Annotated in this window: 12 protein-coding genes and 1 tRNA gene; 4 read left to right on the top strand and 9 right to left on the bottom strand. The window is 64.9% G+C overall.

Annotated elements, in window-relative coordinates; all coding sequences use genetic code 11:
• The first annotated feature begins 210 nt into the window (after window positions 1-210).
• Complete coding sequence (locus tag I5803_RS14940; protein WP_196987125.1) at window positions 211-531, top strand: hypothetical protein; 321 nt, start codon at window positions 211-213, stop codon at window positions 529-531.
• The gene (locus I5803_RS14935) at window positions 528-1,145 is read left to right on the top strand and encodes an ATP-dependent DNA ligase (protein ID WP_231402428.1); all 618 of its coding nucleotides are present in this window, start codon (window positions 528-530) and stop codon (window positions 1,143-1,145) included. The genes I5803_RS14940 and I5803_RS14935 overlap by 4 nt, the downstream gene beginning before the upstream one ends.
• Before the next feature lie 676 nt (window positions 1,146-1,821).
• Here I5803_RS14935 and I5803_RS14925 read toward each other — a convergent pair.
• Window positions 1,822-2,145 (bottom strand): GIY-YIG nuclease family protein, encoded by a 324-nt coding sequence (locus tag I5803_RS14925; RefSeq protein ID WP_196987124.1) that lies wholly within the window; start codon window positions 2,143-2,145, stop codon window positions 1,822-1,824.
• A 117-nt stretch (window positions 2,146-2,262) separates the two neighbouring features.
• Between I5803_RS14925 and I5803_RS14920 the strand changes: the two genes are divergently transcribed.
• Window positions 2,263-3,078 (top strand): hypothetical protein, encoded by an 816-nt coding sequence (locus I5803_RS14920; protein ID WP_196987123.1) that lies wholly within the window; start codon window positions 2,263-2,265, stop codon window positions 3,076-3,078.
• 2 nt (window positions 3,079-3,080) lie between these two features.
• A complete protein-coding gene (locus tag I5803_RS14915) occupies window positions 3,081-4,034 on the top strand; it encodes a hypothetical protein (protein WP_196987122.1) in 954 nt (317 codons plus the stop codon).
• An 18-nt stretch (window positions 4,035-4,052) separates the two neighbouring features.
• On the opposite strand, the gene I5803_RS22445 is transcribed toward I5803_RS14915, so the two are convergent.
• From I5803_RS22445 to rpoC, 8 genes are all read right to left on the bottom strand, one after another.
• Window positions 4,053-5,522, bottom strand: a complete 1,470-nt coding sequence (locus tag I5803_RS22445) for a GIY-YIG nuclease family protein (RefSeq protein ID WP_354001706.1) — start codon at window positions 5,520-5,522, stop codon at window positions 4,053-4,055.
• Window positions 5,523-5,654: 132 nt separating this feature from the next.
• Window positions 5,655-5,730, bottom strand: a tRNA-Phe gene (locus I5803_RS14905).
• Between the two features lie 164 nt (window positions 5,731-5,894).
• On the bottom strand, window positions 5,895-6,587 hold the full coding sequence (locus I5803_RS14900) for a response regulator (RefSeq protein ID WP_196987120.1): 693 nt from the start codon (window positions 6,585-6,587) through the stop codon (window positions 5,895-5,897).
• 21 nt (window positions 6,588-6,608) lie between these two features.
• A complete protein-coding gene (locus I5803_RS14895) occupies window positions 6,609-8,897 on the bottom strand; it encodes a sensor histidine kinase (protein WP_354001668.1) in 2,289 nt (762 codons plus the stop codon).
• Window positions 8,894-9,547, bottom strand: a complete 654-nt coding sequence (locus I5803_RS14890; protein ID WP_354001667.1) for a DUF4390 domain-containing protein — start codon at window positions 9,545-9,547, stop codon at window positions 8,894-8,896. The genes I5803_RS14895 and I5803_RS14890 overlap by 4 nt, the downstream gene beginning before the upstream one ends.
• Window positions 9,495-10,814: a 16S rRNA (cytosine(967)-C(5))-methyltransferase RsmB gene (gene rsmB / locus I5803_RS14885; RefSeq protein WP_196987119.1), complete on the bottom strand. Its 1,320-nt coding sequence runs from the start codon at window positions 10,812-10,814 to the stop codon at window positions 9,495-9,497. The genes I5803_RS14890 and rsmB overlap by 53 nt, the downstream gene beginning before the upstream one ends.
• 9 nt (window positions 10,815-10,823) lie before the next feature.
• Entirely contained in the window at window positions 10,824-11,399 is a 576-nt protein-coding gene (locus I5803_RS14880; protein ID WP_196987118.1) for a LemA family protein, read from the bottom strand.
• Between the two features lie 68 nt (window positions 11,400-11,467).
• Complete coding sequence (rpoC, locus tag I5803_RS14875; protein ID WP_196987117.1) at window positions 11,468-15,694, bottom strand: DNA-directed RNA polymerase subunit beta'; 4,227 nt, start codon at window positions 15,692-15,694, stop codon at window positions 11,468-11,470.
• Between the last annotated feature and the right edge of the window lies 1 nt (window position 15,695).

Below are 15,695 nucleotides of genomic sequence, written 5' to 3'. Positions count from 1 at the left end.
GGTGTGGCGGGTAGGCGTGGACATACGCCAGGCTACTCTGCCAACCAAATGCTTCATCCCCTACGGTCTCCCCTCTCTCGCTGTCCACTAGGGTAAGACGAGGGAGGCCCGTACCTTGCGCGTATGCCAAACGCTCGCAGCTCGACAGCCAACCAGCCCACAACTTAGTTTTGGACCCCACGCCAGCCCTGCTTGCGCGACACTGGATGGATGGACCCCGTTCCCCTGCAATACCTACCGCACTACGCGCAGGACTATTCCGGCCTCACGCCGGAGCAGTTGGAGCGCCTGCGGCAACTCACCATTGCCGAGGATTGGCGCGCCGACATGGAAGGCGGGGGGTTGATGGTGGTTTATGCCAACGACTTCCGCTCGCTGGAGGTCATCACCCCAGTTGTGAACATGGGCGCAGGCGCTGGCCGCATCCCCTGCCCGGAGTGTGAAGGCACCGGCACCTATGAGTTTCACAGCGGCCCGACTCGCTGCCCGCAGTGCAAGGGCTCCGGGTTCGATTACGTCAGCGCCCCATGATCCTGCCCGCCCCGATGCTCCTTTGCGAGGACAAGCCCTCGCCGCTTGGCCGCCCAGGCTGGTTCTATGAAATCAAATGGGACGGCTATCGGCTTATGGCGGGCGTCGCTAAAGGTGATGTTCAGCTACGCACGCGCAACGGCGCTTTAGCAACAAAGTGGTTCCCGGAACTGGTGGCCGGCCTGCAGCGCCTGTCTGGCGGGCCACACGTCATCGACGGTGAAGTGTGCGTGCTCGACGATCTTGGGCGGTCGGACTTCAACCGCCTGCAGGACCGAGCGCGACGCCGGCGTTGGTACGAAGGCGCCGACCCCGTGGTGTACTGCGCATTCGACCTTTTGGCTCTGGACGGCCGCAGCCTCATCGGCGCCGCCGTCGAGCAGCGCAAGGCCATGCTGCAGGCCCTACTGTCGCCCGCGCCGCCCTCGGTGCTGTTCGTGGGCGACTTCGACGCCGAGCACGGCCGTCAGATGTTCGAACACGCAAAGGAACTGAAGCTGGAGGGTCTGGTGGCCAAGCGCTTGGGCTCGCCCTATCAACCGGGAGTGAGGTCTACGGACTGGCAAAAAGTGAAGGTGCCGGGCGCGGTGCCGCCCGAGCGCTTCAAGCGGTAAGGCCTCGGGCGCAAACCAAGGCCGAGGCGCTGAGATGTAGCTCGCGAAGTCAGGCCCGCGCGGATCTAGGTCGCACTGCAAGGCTGTGAAGAACGTCACCGAACCGGCGGCACTTGTTCCGATGAACTGAGGCCTTTCGTGTGGGATTCTTCCGCCCATGCAAACGAAGAAATCCAACCCGCCATGGCACTCCGAAATCGCCCGCCTGAGACCTGCGTTGCTCCAGCGGAACTTGGCTGAGAAGCTAACAACGACTCGACGGCGGTCTTCCAAGAAGGCGATGATGGCGCCATCAAAGCGGGCCGTTAAACGACCGAATGAACCTTAGACCCTTGATTGTCTTGATGGTGCTGTTAGCGACAACGTTGGCCGCACAGCCAATTGAGCGCAGCCACGCCGAGGTCAGGGCGTTTCGAGCAGTGCATCCCTGCCCTGCCACCGGCCGGAGCTCCGGTGCTTGCCCAGGTTGGGCCGTGGACCACGTTCGGCCCCTTTGCTACGGCGGCGAGGACAAGCCACACAATATGCAGTGGATCTCGGACGAGGACCACAAGTGGAAGACCTTCATCGACGTGCGTGAGTGCAGGAAGATGAAGCGCCTGGCCGGTACACCGGCGCGCGAGTCGGTGCCAGCGGCAGATTGACTAGGCAGTCGTTCAACTCGACCTGCTACCAGTCAGCAATTCTTGGCCTGCTCGATAAACGCTAGCACGCGGGTAGATAGCTTGAACCACTCACCACTCAGTCGCTCGTCTGCAAATTCACGGTGAATTTCCGACTCCCTTGCCCGCGCCAGCTTCGCGAATTCGATGCGGTTCCCGGCATGCGCGCCCGCAGCTCGGATATCGATGGCGCCCAACAAGCGCAGCTTCGAGCCGTTGCCCACCTGTAGCTGCGCGAGGCGCTTGGCCGGCTGGTCCACGGTCGTGCCGACTTTCACCAGCGGCTGATCGCCTTGCTGAATGAAGTACACGAAAGCTGTAACGTAGTACTCAGTCATCTGCGTTGACCCATAGCGCCGACTCGGCATACTTGCAAGATTAGCTGATTAGCAGCAATAGCAGCCGATATGCCAATGCCACGCTTCGCACGACCGCACATTGAGCCTGACCCCGTAGTGCGCCAGCTCGAAGACGAGTTGTTTATGGCGCGCCAGTCCATTGTGAGTCTCGCGCCGGACGAGTTTCACGACCTTCTCAGTTCGCACTACTCCTGCGAGACCAGGAGTGAGTCATACCAGTGGGCGAATGAGGTGGCCGAAGAGGTGATCGATAAGGCAATACCCATTGACGAAGACCGAGGCTGGGGCCAGCGCGCCTACTGTCCTCTTTGTCGCGCGGGAGCGCAGTCCTTCTACTCAAGCGAGAGGGGGTACAGCCTGCCGGAGGGCCTTCGACGCCACCTCGTTGGATTCGGCCGCACCCGCGAATGCAGCGTAATGGAGGCCGCGCGAAAAATGGCGCAGGGCTCCTGGAACAGGAAGTTTGGACCCAAGGAAGACGAAGCCCGCGAATTGGAAGTCAAGCAGAAGGCGCAGCGGCTGAAGACTGAGGTCTCCTATGTCATCGGGCCAACCGATGACGCCGCGCTGCTGGAGGGAGACTGGTGGGCACCTGCCCGAACCACTGGGGACGAGGAGTTTTCGATCAAGTGGGCCGAACAACGTCTGTTCTCCCTCGGGTTTCGGATCAACGTCGATGGACTCAGGCGCTCGTATTTGCACACCGGAAAGAGTGGGGACGCCGAGTTCATCATCTACGCAGACCCTCGCCGGAAAGGCCGCATATCAATGCGGGTGTTCTACGCGGCAGCGAAAGGCCGAAAGAAGGGAATTCCTCTGCACTCGTTTGATATCCGGGACGCTTGGAAGAACAACCTTCCCGAGAAGGTTGCCGCTGGAATAGAGGCCGCGGCAAAGTCTCCCAGGCGCTAGCGATGCGAACCCGGAAAATTCGGTCGCTCGCTGACTTCATCGAAGTTCCAGAAGCCGAGTTGACGAACTGTGTTCGCTCCCTTCGGCATTGGATTGACGAACAAAAGATGCTCCGGGCCGACGCGCAGGCCAACGGCCGCACGTTTCAGCCTCCCCAAGAGTTTCTGTGGCGCCAGAAAGCGGTGAACGAGAAGACGCCGCTGCAATGCACGCCGACAACCCCGATACTGGAGCTAGGCCTGCGGTTCGCTGCCGTGGCCGCATGCATGCAAATGCGCATATTCGCACTCGAAGACTTCTCGGATATCGAAGCCTCAGAGCTGGCGAAGGTGCCGAATGTAGGCCAGTCCACAGTAGTGAAGGTTCGCGAAATGCTGCGGTCGGTGGGTTTGGACTTTCGGAAGCCGGCGAACGCCCAACGAAGGGCCTACGATCGGGCCAAGGCTGTTCGCGCCGGGCAGAAGCTCGCAAATATCGACGATCAGGATCATGTCGTTGAACTTGATTTGAAGACCGTCATCTCCGGCCGCCTTATGTCGAAGGGGATTACAACGGTGGGGCAGCTCCGACGAATGACGCCGCGCGACCTAGGGATGATGTTCGGCACGGCTGGTGGCCAACACGTTGTTGCCAAGCTCCGCGAGAGCGGGCTGGACTTCGAGCCACCGCCGAAACAGCTCGATCTATGGCGGTATCACCTTGTTCCCCTCGAACATCTCGCTCGACCCGACGACAATCAACCGATTCAGGAATTGGAGCCTTGGCTCGGCGCAGTCGCCTCTGCCGCACAGAGGGCCGGGCTAGCCACAGTCGGTGATTTGCGACGGCTGGCGAAGCGGGGCCCTACGAGAGTTCGAGGGATCGGCGAATACGGCTGGCGCCGGCTGGCTGAATATTTCGGAGTCGTCACTGAGCGGCCGTCTATCTACGGCCGTGAGCGGCCCAACCATCGGTGATCTGGCCTGCCAGGCAGTTCAGCGCAATGTCGCCAGATGACGAGACAAGCACCGGCGGTATGCGGCCGGACCTTTGGTGTTTTTGTCCGACCAGCACACAGACTCAATCGATTGGCGTTCGCCCGCCGTCAGGCCTGACAAATCGACCGGCGCTACGGCTTCGGCGTCATTCACTTTGGCGATGAGACATTTCTGAAAACTGGCCGGACCTCGCTGCTTCTGGTCCCAGCAGGCCGAGTTGGCCGACTGCCGCTCTGCGGCGTTTAGTCCACTTAGGTCCGCTCGTCCTTGCCCTTCCATGGCGTTCATTTGGACCCGAACGCACTTGTAGTAGGTTGCGGGTCCCTGCTGCTTTGCACTCCAACACGCCGAACTCAGGGAGGCCTGTTCCGCCGCCGAGAGGGACTGTGTGTCGGGTCGCTCTGCGGCTGAAAGCTCCTGCAGGTTCCGTCGAACGCAGTCGCCGTATGATTTCGGCCCCACTCTGTTCTTGGAGTCCCAGCAGGCGGACTGAATCGAAGCTTGCTCCACTTGGTTCAACCCACTGAGATTCGGGGCCTCTGTGCCCGCAATGGAATCGCGATGCTTCTGCGTGCAGTCTCGATACGCTCCTGGCCCCTGCCTGTGCTTCGCGTCCCAGCAGACTGATTCAATGGACGCCAACTCCTCACGATTGAGGGCGCGAGCTTGGTCCGGGAACAAGTGTCTTGCCTGCCCTGGCGGCGCGTTCTGGTCGGTGAGTGCAAGCGGAGTGACCTGTTCAACTGTGGCCGGCTTTGGCGGCGCTTTGTATTCGGCCTGCGGACTGCGTGCGACAGCAGCGACGGGACGGGGCGATGGTGCTGGTGCTGGTGCTGGCGAAACTGTGTATGCCGCTGGGGGCGGTGTATACGAACTGGACTTTGACTTGGGCTGATTTACCCAGACTACGAAGGCCACGAAGACAACTCCGAAGATCCATGTGCCAGCGTTGCTCGAAGACTTGCCCCGAGGCGGTGTGGCCGGCGGTACATATGGCGCCTGACTTACCGAAACGACCGAGGGTGAAATGAACCTCGCCGGCGGTGGCGGAGGCGGCTGGACGACGACGTGCGTCGCGTCCACCTCGGCGCATACGGTGATGATCGTGCGGCGCGCAACGTCGAGATCTACCTCGAAGAACTCTTGGCCCCACTTACCCTTTCTGTGTGCATGCAATCGTTGGAAAACGAGTTGCTCGGCGCGTCCGCAATCTCTGGTGCGCTGCTCGAAGATGCACTTGAAGCTACCGGGCACACCTGTGCTTGCGTTGACATTGAGGTTGGCCGCGCGCGCATGCCCCGAATGACGGCTGCAACCGAGCTTGTAGAAGCCCTCTTTGAAGCCCTCGTTCTGAAGGATGTAGACAACTCCAGCAACCCCGTGGTTTTGGTCGTAACCACCGCCGCCCCTGGATGCCTTGGATTTACGCCAGCGCCCCACTTCGCCTCCGCTCTGTGATGCGTACATCCTAGCCATCAGCGCAAAGGTTGAACATCGCTCTACGGCTGATTCGTTCAAAAGCGCTTACAGCGCCAGTTACATGACGGCCAGAAACCAAAAAGGGTTAGCGACCACTTAATCGCTAACCCTTATGAATTCTGGTGGCCTGGGGCGGAATCGAACCACCGACACGCGGATTTTCAATCCGCTGCTCTACCAACTGAGCTACCGGGCCAGAGCCAGCGATTATAGCAGCTGGAAAGTAGATCTAACGGGGATCGTGGCACCCGGTGCCCTCACCCCAACCCTCGCCCAGAGGGAGAGGGAGTAAAGGCACGTCATCTCGCGGAGGGAGGGGGTCCACTCCAAACCCTCTTCGGCTCGAAGAGACGGAGCTAGCTAGCCCCCGCGCTTCCCACGCGACAAGTCCACACCCAACTGCTTCAACTTCCGATACAGGTGCGTGCGCTCCAGCCCCGTCTTCTCCGCCACGCGCGTCATCGAGCCGCCTTCCTTCGCCAGGTGGAACTCGAAGTACGACTTCTCGAACTCGTCGCGCGCATCGCGCAACGGCTTGTCCAGCTCGAAAAGCTGCCGCGCCTGCGGGCCCATCTCGACGACGGGGGGCAGATTCTGCCCCCCTGTCATTGCTGCTTCCACCGTGAGTTCCACCACCGGCGCCACCGCCACGCCGGCGATGCCGGGCTTGCGTGCGCTGGCGGCGCCGCTGTTGCGCGTGAGGCCTGCTTCCACCGCCTTCAGCAGCTTCTGCATCGTGATCGGCTTTTCCAGGAAGGACTGCGCGCCGATCTTGGTGGCTTCCACCGCCGTCTCGATCGTGGCGTGGCCGCTCATCATGATCACCGGCATGCTGAGCAAGCCGCTGGTGGACCACTCCTTCAGGAGCGTCACGCCGTCCGTGTCGGGCATCCAGATATCGAGCAGCACGAGGTCCGGGCGTGAGCGGTTTCTCGCGGCCCGGGCCTGGGCGGCGTTTTCTGCCAATTCGACGTTGTGGCCCTCGTCGTTCAGGATTTCGGAGAGCAGGTCCCGGATGCCCAGCTCGTCGTCCACCACCAGTATGTTTGCCATTGAGCTTTCCGCGGTCTGTTGCTACGCCGCAACTGCGAATGATAGCGACACTTGGGCCCCCAGGACGGTGCCGTCTTCCACTCGGTTTTTCAGGTCGATCCGGGCACCGTGCTCATCCGCGATCTTCTTCACCACCGCCAGGCCCAGCCCGGTGCCCTTCGCCTTGGTCGTCACGTAGGGCTCGAACGCCCGCTTCAGGATGTGCTCCGGAAAGCCCGTGCCCGTGTCCTGCACCACCAGGCGCACGCGGCGGCTGGTGGGGTTCCACTGGGTGCGCACGTGCACCACGGGACCGGCGGCGCCCTCCGTCGCGTCCTGCGCGTTCTGCAGCAGGTTGTGGATCACCTGACGCAGCTGCTGCAGGTCGCCCAGGATCGGCGGGCACTTCGGGTCCAGCTCCATGCGGATGGGCACATGGGCGGACGTGGACGTGCTGTCCGCGCTCTCGCGCGCATACAAGTGAAGCACGTCCGTTACCAATTGGTTGAGGTCCACGGGCTTGAGCTCGGCCGCCGGCAGGCGCGCGTAGTCCCGGAATTCGTTGACGAGCCGCTTCATCGCGTCGACCTGGTCCACGATGGTCTGCACGGACTTCGTGAGCACGGCCTGTTCCGCTTCGCCCACCTTGCCGGAGAGTTTCTTCTCCAGGCGCTCGGCCGAGAGCTGGATCGGCGTGAGCGGGTTCTTGATCTCGTGCGCGAGCCGCCGCGCGACTTCGCCCCAGGCCTGCGCGCGCTGCGCGGAGACGATTTCCGAGATGTCGTCGAACACCAGCAGCCGCGCGCTGTGCCCCGGCGCCTCGCCGGGCATTTCCGCCCCGCGCGCGACCAGCGTCACCGCGTTTTGCGGGGAGCCCGGCTGCGCGGCATTGAGTTCGAAAGATTGCTGCCAGTGGTCCAGCCCGTGCTGCTTGCGCTCGTGCAGGTAGTCGTCGAACTGCTGCTGCACCGCCGCGCCGAAGGCTTCGAGCCCCGGCACTTCCGCGAGCGGCTTGCCCTGGAAGCCGGCCAGTGGCGTGCGCAGGATGCGCGTGGCGCCGGGGTTGGTGGACTGGATGTTGCCCGCCTCGTCGAGCACGATCACGCCCGCGGTGAGGTTGTCCAGGATGGTTTGCAGGTGCGCGCGCGCGGCGTTCACCTGCCCCATGCTCTGGTCTACCGCGGCGCGCGCATCGGCGAGCTGCTGCGTCATCTCCGCGAAGGACCGCGTGAGGCCGCCGAGTTCGTCCTTGCCCTGCATCGCCGGTTTGGGCGACAGGTCGCCCGCAGCGACCTCGCGCACACCGGCCGCGAGCAGCAGCAGCGGCTTCGCGAGCTGGTTGCCCAGGATCACCGCGAGCAGCACCGCGCCGAACACCGCGAGGAACAGGCTCAGCGTCAGCGTGCCGATGTACATGCGCCGCAAGCCCTCGCGCCCCAGCGCGCGCTCCTGGTATTCGCGGTTCGCTTCCTGCACCGCGACGGCGTTGGCCACCAGGGTGGGCGGCAGGATCTGCGTCACCTGCAGCACGCGCGGCTCGCCGATCAGGCCGAGGCTCGGCTGCGACACGACGGCGAGCGCCTTCACGCGCGCATTGCCGACGGGGTTCACGCCCGGGTCGTCCAGGCCTTCGACGATGGAGAGCGAGCGCTGCGCGCGCACGTTCTTGAGCTGCTGCGGCGACGGCCGCTCGGGGTTGAGCTGGTAGCGCGACTGCCCCGCGCTCGCGATGAGCTGGCCCGAGCCGCTCCAGAGGATCACGTCGGTGGCCTGGATCTGCTCGCGCAGGCGATCGAGCGCGAGCCCTGCGGACATGTCGGGCGTGTCGGCGAGTTGCGTCGCCGCCGCGCGGGTCTTGTTGGCGAGCTCGGTGGCGAGCGTATCGAGCGTCGCGCGGCCGAGGTTCAGGCCGGCGTCGAGCGCGCCTTCCACCTTCACGTCGAACCAGCTTTCGATGGAGCGCGACACGAACTGGTAGGACACCACGTAGATCAGCACGCCCGGCATGAAGCCCACCAGCGCGAAGATCGCCGCCAGCTTCACGAGCAGGCGGCTGCCGAACTTGCCGCGCCGCAGCCGCGACGCGAGGCGCACGCCCACCCAGATCAGCACCAGCAGCAGGAAGCCGGCCACCACCATGTTGAGGATGAAGAGCCGGCCGTAGTTGCGCTCGTACAGCTCGCGGTTGTTGGTGGCCTGCGTGAGCAGGAACATCAGCACGATGCCGATCGCGACGATCACCGCGATGCCGACGCCCACCGCCCAGCGGAAGGCCGACGAGGTGTGCAGGGCGTCCCGCAGCAGGGCGTCCTTCGGGCGCTCCGTGCTCACCGCGGGCTTTCGATCACGAGGCGCTGGTTGCGGCTCGCGGCGATGTTCCAGTCGGCGTGGCCCACGGCGCCGATCTGGAACGGCCTCGGCAATTGCGAGACGTCCAGCCGGAAGCGGAATTCGATGTTGTAGCGCGAGTCGGGGTCGACGTCGCTGGTCTCGGCGATCTTCCAGTGCGAGATGCGCTGCACGACGGCCAGCGCTTCCTCACGCGTCTCGAAGGTCTGGCCGAGCGCGAGCCCCGAGTTGCCGATGGGCGTCGGCGATACGGTGAGGCGCCAGCGCCGCGTGAGCGGCTGGTACGACAGGCGCATGTAGCGCGCGGCGTACGCCGTCTGCTTGTCGTACCAGTACCAGCGATCGCGCAACAGGGTGGCCTCGGCGACGAAGAACATCGGGATGCCCTTGGCGAGCGCATCGTCGATCACGGTCGGCAGCTCGAACTGGACGCTGGCCGAGAGCAGGACGCCCTCTTCCGCGCGTTCGATGCGCAGCTGCGTGATTTCCGCCGGGGGCTGGGTCTGGGCCCGCAACGGGATGCCGATCGCCAGCAGGAGCAGGCAGGCCAGGGCGGCGCGAACGACGGCGGCGCGCAGGCTAGGGCCCTGCGCGCTTTTCCAGCGCGGCGTAGAAAAATCCGTCGTGGTCACCCTGTCGATTGTCCGGGACGCCACCGGCGTTTGCCCCGCTTTGGGGCAGCAAATGCCCCGGCGCGGGCCGCAAAACGGCCTGTGTGTGGTGCGCAAGAAACGTTTGCACTTGGGCCTCGCCTTCGCTGCGGAAAACGGAGCAGGTGCAGTAGACGAGACGCCCGCCCGGGGCCAGCAAGGGCCACAGGACTTCCAGCAGTCGCGCCTGGATCGCGGCCAATTGGGCGATGTCGCTTTCGCGGCGCAGCCAGCGCACGTCCGGGTGGCGGCGGACGATGCCGGAGGCCGTGCAGGGCGCGTCGAGCAGGATGGCGTCGAAGGGCTCGCCGTCCCACCAGTCGCCGGGCTTCGCGGCATCGCCGGCGATGACTTTCGCGGCAAGGCCCAGGCGCTTCAAGGTGTCGTGAATGCGCTCGCAGCGCTTCGGGTCGATATCCAGCGCGACGACTTCCGCATCCGCGAGTTCGAGCAGGTGCGCTGTTTTTCCGCCGGGCGCCGCGCACGCATCGAGGATTCGCAATGTCCGCGTCCGATCGAGTCCTTCGAGCAAGAGCGGCGCCGCGAGCTGCGCGGCGGCATCCTGCACGGACACCACGCCTTCGTCGAAACCCGGGAGCGTATGCACGCCGCGCGGCTTGGCGAGCACGACTCCATGCTCGCCGGTCAAGACGCCTTCGATGCCGGCGGCTTCGAGCTGCGCGAGGTATTGCGCGGGCGTGCGCTTTCTCGCGTTCACGCGCAGCGTCATCGGCGCGTGGCTGTTGTTGGCCTCGAGGATCTGCTGCCAGTGCTGCGGATGGTCCTGCTTCAGCCGGTTGATCCACCAGCGTGGATGGTTCCACTTCGCCTCGGGGTTCGCGTCGGTCGCCTTCACCAACGCGTCGCGCTCGCGCAGGAAGCGCCGCAGGCAGGCATTGATGAAGTTCGCCTGCGCCTTCGTCTCGGCGCCGCGCTTGGCGGCTTCCACGGCCTGGTCCACCAAGGTGAAGACTTCGTAGGGCGCGTCTTCTTCGCGCCAGCACAGCGCGAGGGCCGTGCACAGCAGCGCGTCGGCTGCGGGCGGCGGCGGGCGTTTGGCGAGTAGTTGGCGCAGCGCGCTCGCGCGACCGAGTTGGCGCAGCGCATGGAACGACAAGGCCTGCGCGCCGGCGCGTGCCGCAGGCTCCACGCGTTCGACGGCCGCCGTCGCGGATTGCCCGGCGCGCACCGCCGCGACGATGCCCGATGCAGCCTGCAGCAGACGCCACAACGCGATGGTTTCAGCCATGCCGCTCGCTCAGGGCACGGTGCTGGGATGCGCCGCCCGCACCCCGCGGCCGGGCTTGAACGCGAACAGCAACGCGAGCAGCACGGCGGGGAATTGCGCGATGCCGTGGTTGTACCGCGCGACGGCGAGGTCGAACTGGTCGGTGGCGGCGTGCGTCTGGATCACGATCTGCTGGCGGCGCGCGCTCACGTTCTCGGGCAGGCGCGAGCCTGCGAGGTCGTGCGCGTCGTCGCGCTCCGCGCGCTCCCAGGCCGTCGCGAGCACGCTCTGCGCAGAGGCCAGCGCGGCGATGCGCTCCGGCTCGAGCGGCCGGGCGCGCGCAGCCGCGAGCGATGCGGCGAATTGCGACGCGGCACCTTCCAGCCCCGACCAGAACCTGTCGTCGCTGCCGAGCGGCGCGGGCTGCGTGCCCTCTTGCGGCGGCAGGCACTCGCGCACCAGGGTCACCTGCTTGGCGAGTTCGGCGTCGAGTGCCCCGAAGGCCTGGTTCGCTTCGGCGCGCAGGCGCATCAGGCGGTTGTACGCACCGACGCCCCAGAAGAGCACCACCGCCGCCGCAACCCACATGACCCACGAAGAAGGCATCCACCGACCCCAAAAAAAAATGCCCACCCCGGCATGGGGTGGGCATTGAGTTTAGGTGATACGGGCGATTACTCGGCCGCGGCGCCTTCGCTCGCTTCGGGCGCCGAGGCGCCTTCGGTCACTGCAGCCAGTTCCGCGGCTTCGGAGTCCGCGATGGCGCGGCGCTCGGCCTCGTCCATCTGGTCCTTGGCCTTGCGTGCCTGGTGGTACGCCATGCCGGTGCCCGCGGGGATCAGGCGGCCGACGATGACGTTTTCCTTCAGGCCGCGCAGCTCGTCGCGCTTGCCCATGATCGCCGCTTCGGTCAGCACGCGCGTGGTTTCCTGGAAGGAAGCCGCGGAGATGAACGAGTCGGTCGACAGGGACGCCTTCGTGATGCCGAGCAGCAGGTTGCTGTAGGTCGGCGCGATCTTGCCTTCGCTGTGCAGCCTGTCGTTCGTATCCAGGATCTCCGAACGCTCGACCTGCTCGCCGGCGATGTAGCTCGAGTCGCCCACGTTCTCGACCACGACACGGCGCAGCATCTGGCGAACGATCACCTCGATGTGCTTGTCGTTGATCTTCACGCCCTGCAGGCGGTAGACGTCCTGCACTTCGTCGACGATGTAGCGCGCGAGTTCCTCGGCACCCAGCAGGCGCAGGATGTCCTGCGGGTCGGCCGGGCCGTCCACCACGGACTCGCCCTTGTTCACCACCTGGCCTTCGTGCACCAGGATGTTCTTCTCCTTGGGCACGAGTTCCTCGTGGAGGCTGCCTTCCGGCCCGGTGATCTGCAGGCGGATCTTGCCCTTGGTCTCCTTGCCGAACGACACCGTGCCGGTGATTTCGGCGAGCACGCCCTTGTCCTTCGGCGAACGGGCTTCGAAGAGCTCGGCCACGCGCGGCAGGCCGCCCGTGATGTCGCGCGTCTTCTGGCCTTCTATCGGGATGCGCGCCAGCACTTCGCCGCCGCCCACGTCCTGGCCGTCGCGCACCTGGATGAGTGCGCCGACCGGGAAGCCGATCGTCACCGAGTGATCGGTGCCGGGGATCTTCACCTCGTTGCCTTGCGCGTCGATCAGCTTGACCTGCGGGCGGATCAGCTTGGCCGAGCGCTTCGGGTCGAACTTGATGACCACCAGGGTGGACAGGCCCGTCACTTCGTCGACCTGCTTGGCGACCGTGAGGCCTTCCTCGACGTTCTCGAAGTGCACCTTGCCGGCGAACTCGGTAATGATCGGGCGCGTCAGCGGGTCCCAGTTGGCCAGGACCGTTCCGGCCTTGATCGTCTGGTCGGCCTTGACGGCCAGCACCGCGCCGTACGGCACCTTGTGGCGCTCGCGCTCGCGGCCGTGCTCGTCATGGATGATGATCTCGCCGGAGCGGGCGATCACCACCAGTTCCTTCTTGCTGTTGGTCACGTAGCGCATCGTGCTGTTGAAGCCGATCACGCCGTTGGACTTGGCTTCCACGCTGGAGGCGATGGCGGCGCGGGATGCGGCGCCACCGATGTGGAAGGTACGCATCGTGAGCTGCGTGCCGGGCTCGCCGATCGACTGCGCGGCGATGACACCGACCGCTTCGCCGACGTTCACCAGGCCGCCGCGGCCGAGGTCGCGGCCGTAGCACTTGGCGCACAGGCCGAAACGCGTCGCGCAGGTGAGCGCGGTGCGCACCTTCACTTCGTCGTTGCCGGCGGCTTCGAGCTCCTCGATGATGTCTTCGTCCAGCATCGCGCCGGCCGGGACCAGCACCGCACGCGATTCCGGGTGCAGCACGTCTTCGGCCGCGACACGGCCGAGGATCCGGTCGCGCAGCGATTCGATGACTTCGCCGCCCTCGACGATGGCGCGCATCAGCGAGCCGTCCATCGTGCCGCAATCCTCTTCGATCACGACCAGGTCCTGCGTCACGTCCACCAGGCGGCGCGTGAGGTAGCCGGAGTTCGCGGTCTTCAGCGCCGTGTCGGCCAGACCCTTACGCGCGCCGTGCGTCGAGATGAAGTACTGCAGCACGTTCAGGCCTTCACGGAAGTTCGCCGTGATGGGCGTCTCGATGATCGAGCCGTCCGGCTTGGCCATCAGGCCCCGCATGCCCGCCAGCTGGCGGATCTGCGCGGCGGAACCGCGGGCGCCGGAGTCGGCCATCATGTAGATGGAGTTGAACGACTCCTGGTCCACTTCCTTGCCGTGGCGGTCGATGACCTTTTCCTTGGCGAGCTGGGCCATCATGACCTTCGACACTTCGTCGCCGGCCTTGCCCCAGATGTCCACCACCTTGTTGTAGCGCTCGCCGGCCGTGACGAGACCCGAGGTGTACTGCTGCTCGATCTCCTTCACTTCCTTTTCCGCGCGGCCGATGATTTCCGGCTTTTGCGGGGGCACTAGCATGTCGTCCACGGCGATCGAGATGCCGGCCTTGGTCGCCAGGCGGAAGCCGTTCTGCAACAGCTTGTCGGCGAACACGACGGTCTCTTTCAGGCCGCACTTGCGGAAAGACGTGTTGATGAGGCGGGAGATTTCCTTCTTCTTCAGCGCCTTGTTCAGGTTGCTGAACGGCAGGCCCTTCGGCAGGATCTCGGACAGGAGCGCGCGGCCCACGGTCGTCTCGACGATCGAGGTCGAGGGCGTGAACTCGCCGGTTTCCTTGTTCTTCGTCCACTCGGTCAGGCGCACGTTCACCTTGGCGGTGAGCACGACCTGGTCGGCGTCGAGCGCGCGCTGGACTTCACCGATGTCGGCGAAGATCATGCCCTCGCCCTTGGCGTTGGTGCGCTCGCGCGTCGTGTAGTACAGGCCCAGCACCACGTCCTGCGACGGGACGATGGACGGCTCGCCGTTGGCGGGGAACAGCACGTTGTTGGAGGCCAGCATCAGCGTGCGGGCTTCCATCTGCGCTTCCACCGACAGCGGCACGTGGACGGCCATCTGGTCGCCGTCGAAGTCGGCGTTGAACGCCGCACAGACGAGCGGGTGCAGCTGGATCGCCTTGCCTTCGATCAGGATCGGCTCGAAGGCCTGGATGCCCAGGCGGTGCAGCGTGGGAGCCCGGTTCAGCATGACCGGGTGCTCCTTGATGACCTCTTCCAGGATGTCCCAGACCACCGGCGTGCCGGATTCGACTTCCTTCTTGGCGGCCTTGATCGTCGTCGCGATGCCCATGGCTTCCAGGCGCGAGAAGATGAAGGGCTTGAAGAGCTCGAGCGCCATCAGCTTCGGCAGGCCGCACTGGTGCAGCTTGAGCGTCGGGCCCACGGTGATAACCGAACGGCCCGAGTAGTCGACGCGCTTGCCCAGCAGGTTCTGGCGGAAGCGGCCGCTCTTGCCCTTGATCATGTCGGCGAGCGACTTCAGGGCGCGCTTGTTCGCGCCCGTCATGGCCTTGCCGCGGCGGCCGTTGTCCAGCAGGCTGTCCACGGCTTCCTGCAACATCCGCTTTTCGTTGCGCGCGATGATTTCCGGGGCCTTCAGCTCCAGCAGGCGGCGCAGGCGCGAGTTGCGGTTGATGACGCGGCGGTACAGGTCGTTCAGGTCGGAGGTCGCGAAGCGGCCGCCGTCCAGCGGCACCAGCGGACGCAGGTCCGGCGGCAGCACGGGCAGCACGTCCATCACCATCCAGCCCGGCTTGATGCCGGACTTCTTGAAGGCCTCGAGGACCTTCAGGCGCTTGGCGTTCTTCTTGACCTTGACTTCGGAGCCGGTCAGGTCGCCGCGCAGCTTCTCGATCTCGATGTCGATGTCGATGCCTTCGAGCAGGTCCTTGATGCCTTCGGCGCCCATCTTGGCGACGTATTCGTCACCGTATTCCTTGCGCTTGGCTTCGTAATCGTCCTCGGACATGATGCTGAACTTCTTCAGCGGGGTCATGCCGGGGTCGGTGACGACGTAGGCTTCGAAGTACAGCACGCGCTCGATGTCGCGCAGCGTCATGTCGAGCACGAGGCCCAGGCGCGAAGGCAGCGACTTCAGGAACCAGATGTGCGCGCAGGGCGCGGCCAGGTCGATGTGACCCATGCGCTCGCGGCGCACCTTGGTCTGCGTGACCTCGACGCCGCACTTCTCGCAGATGACGCCGCGGTGCTTCAGGCGCTTGTACTTGCCGCACAGGCACTCGTAGTCCTTGATGGGGCCGAAGATCTTCGCGCAGAAGAGGCCGTCCCGCTCGGGCTTGAACGTGCGGTAGTTGATGGTCTCAGGCTTCTTGACTTCACCGAAGGACCAGGAACGGATCTTCTCGGGCGACGCCATGCCGATGCGGATGGCATCGAAATGCTCGTCCGGCGTGAATTGCTTGAACAGGTCGAGTAGTGATTTCATG

Source organism: Caenimonas aquaedulcis (assembly GCF_015831345.1).
Classification (GTDB): Bacteria; Pseudomonadota; Gammaproteobacteria; order Burkholderiales; family Burkholderiaceae_C; genus Ramlibacter; species Ramlibacter aquaedulcis.
Note: the sequence above shows the minus strand (reverse complement) of the source record. Positions and strands in the feature narration are given on the sequence as shown.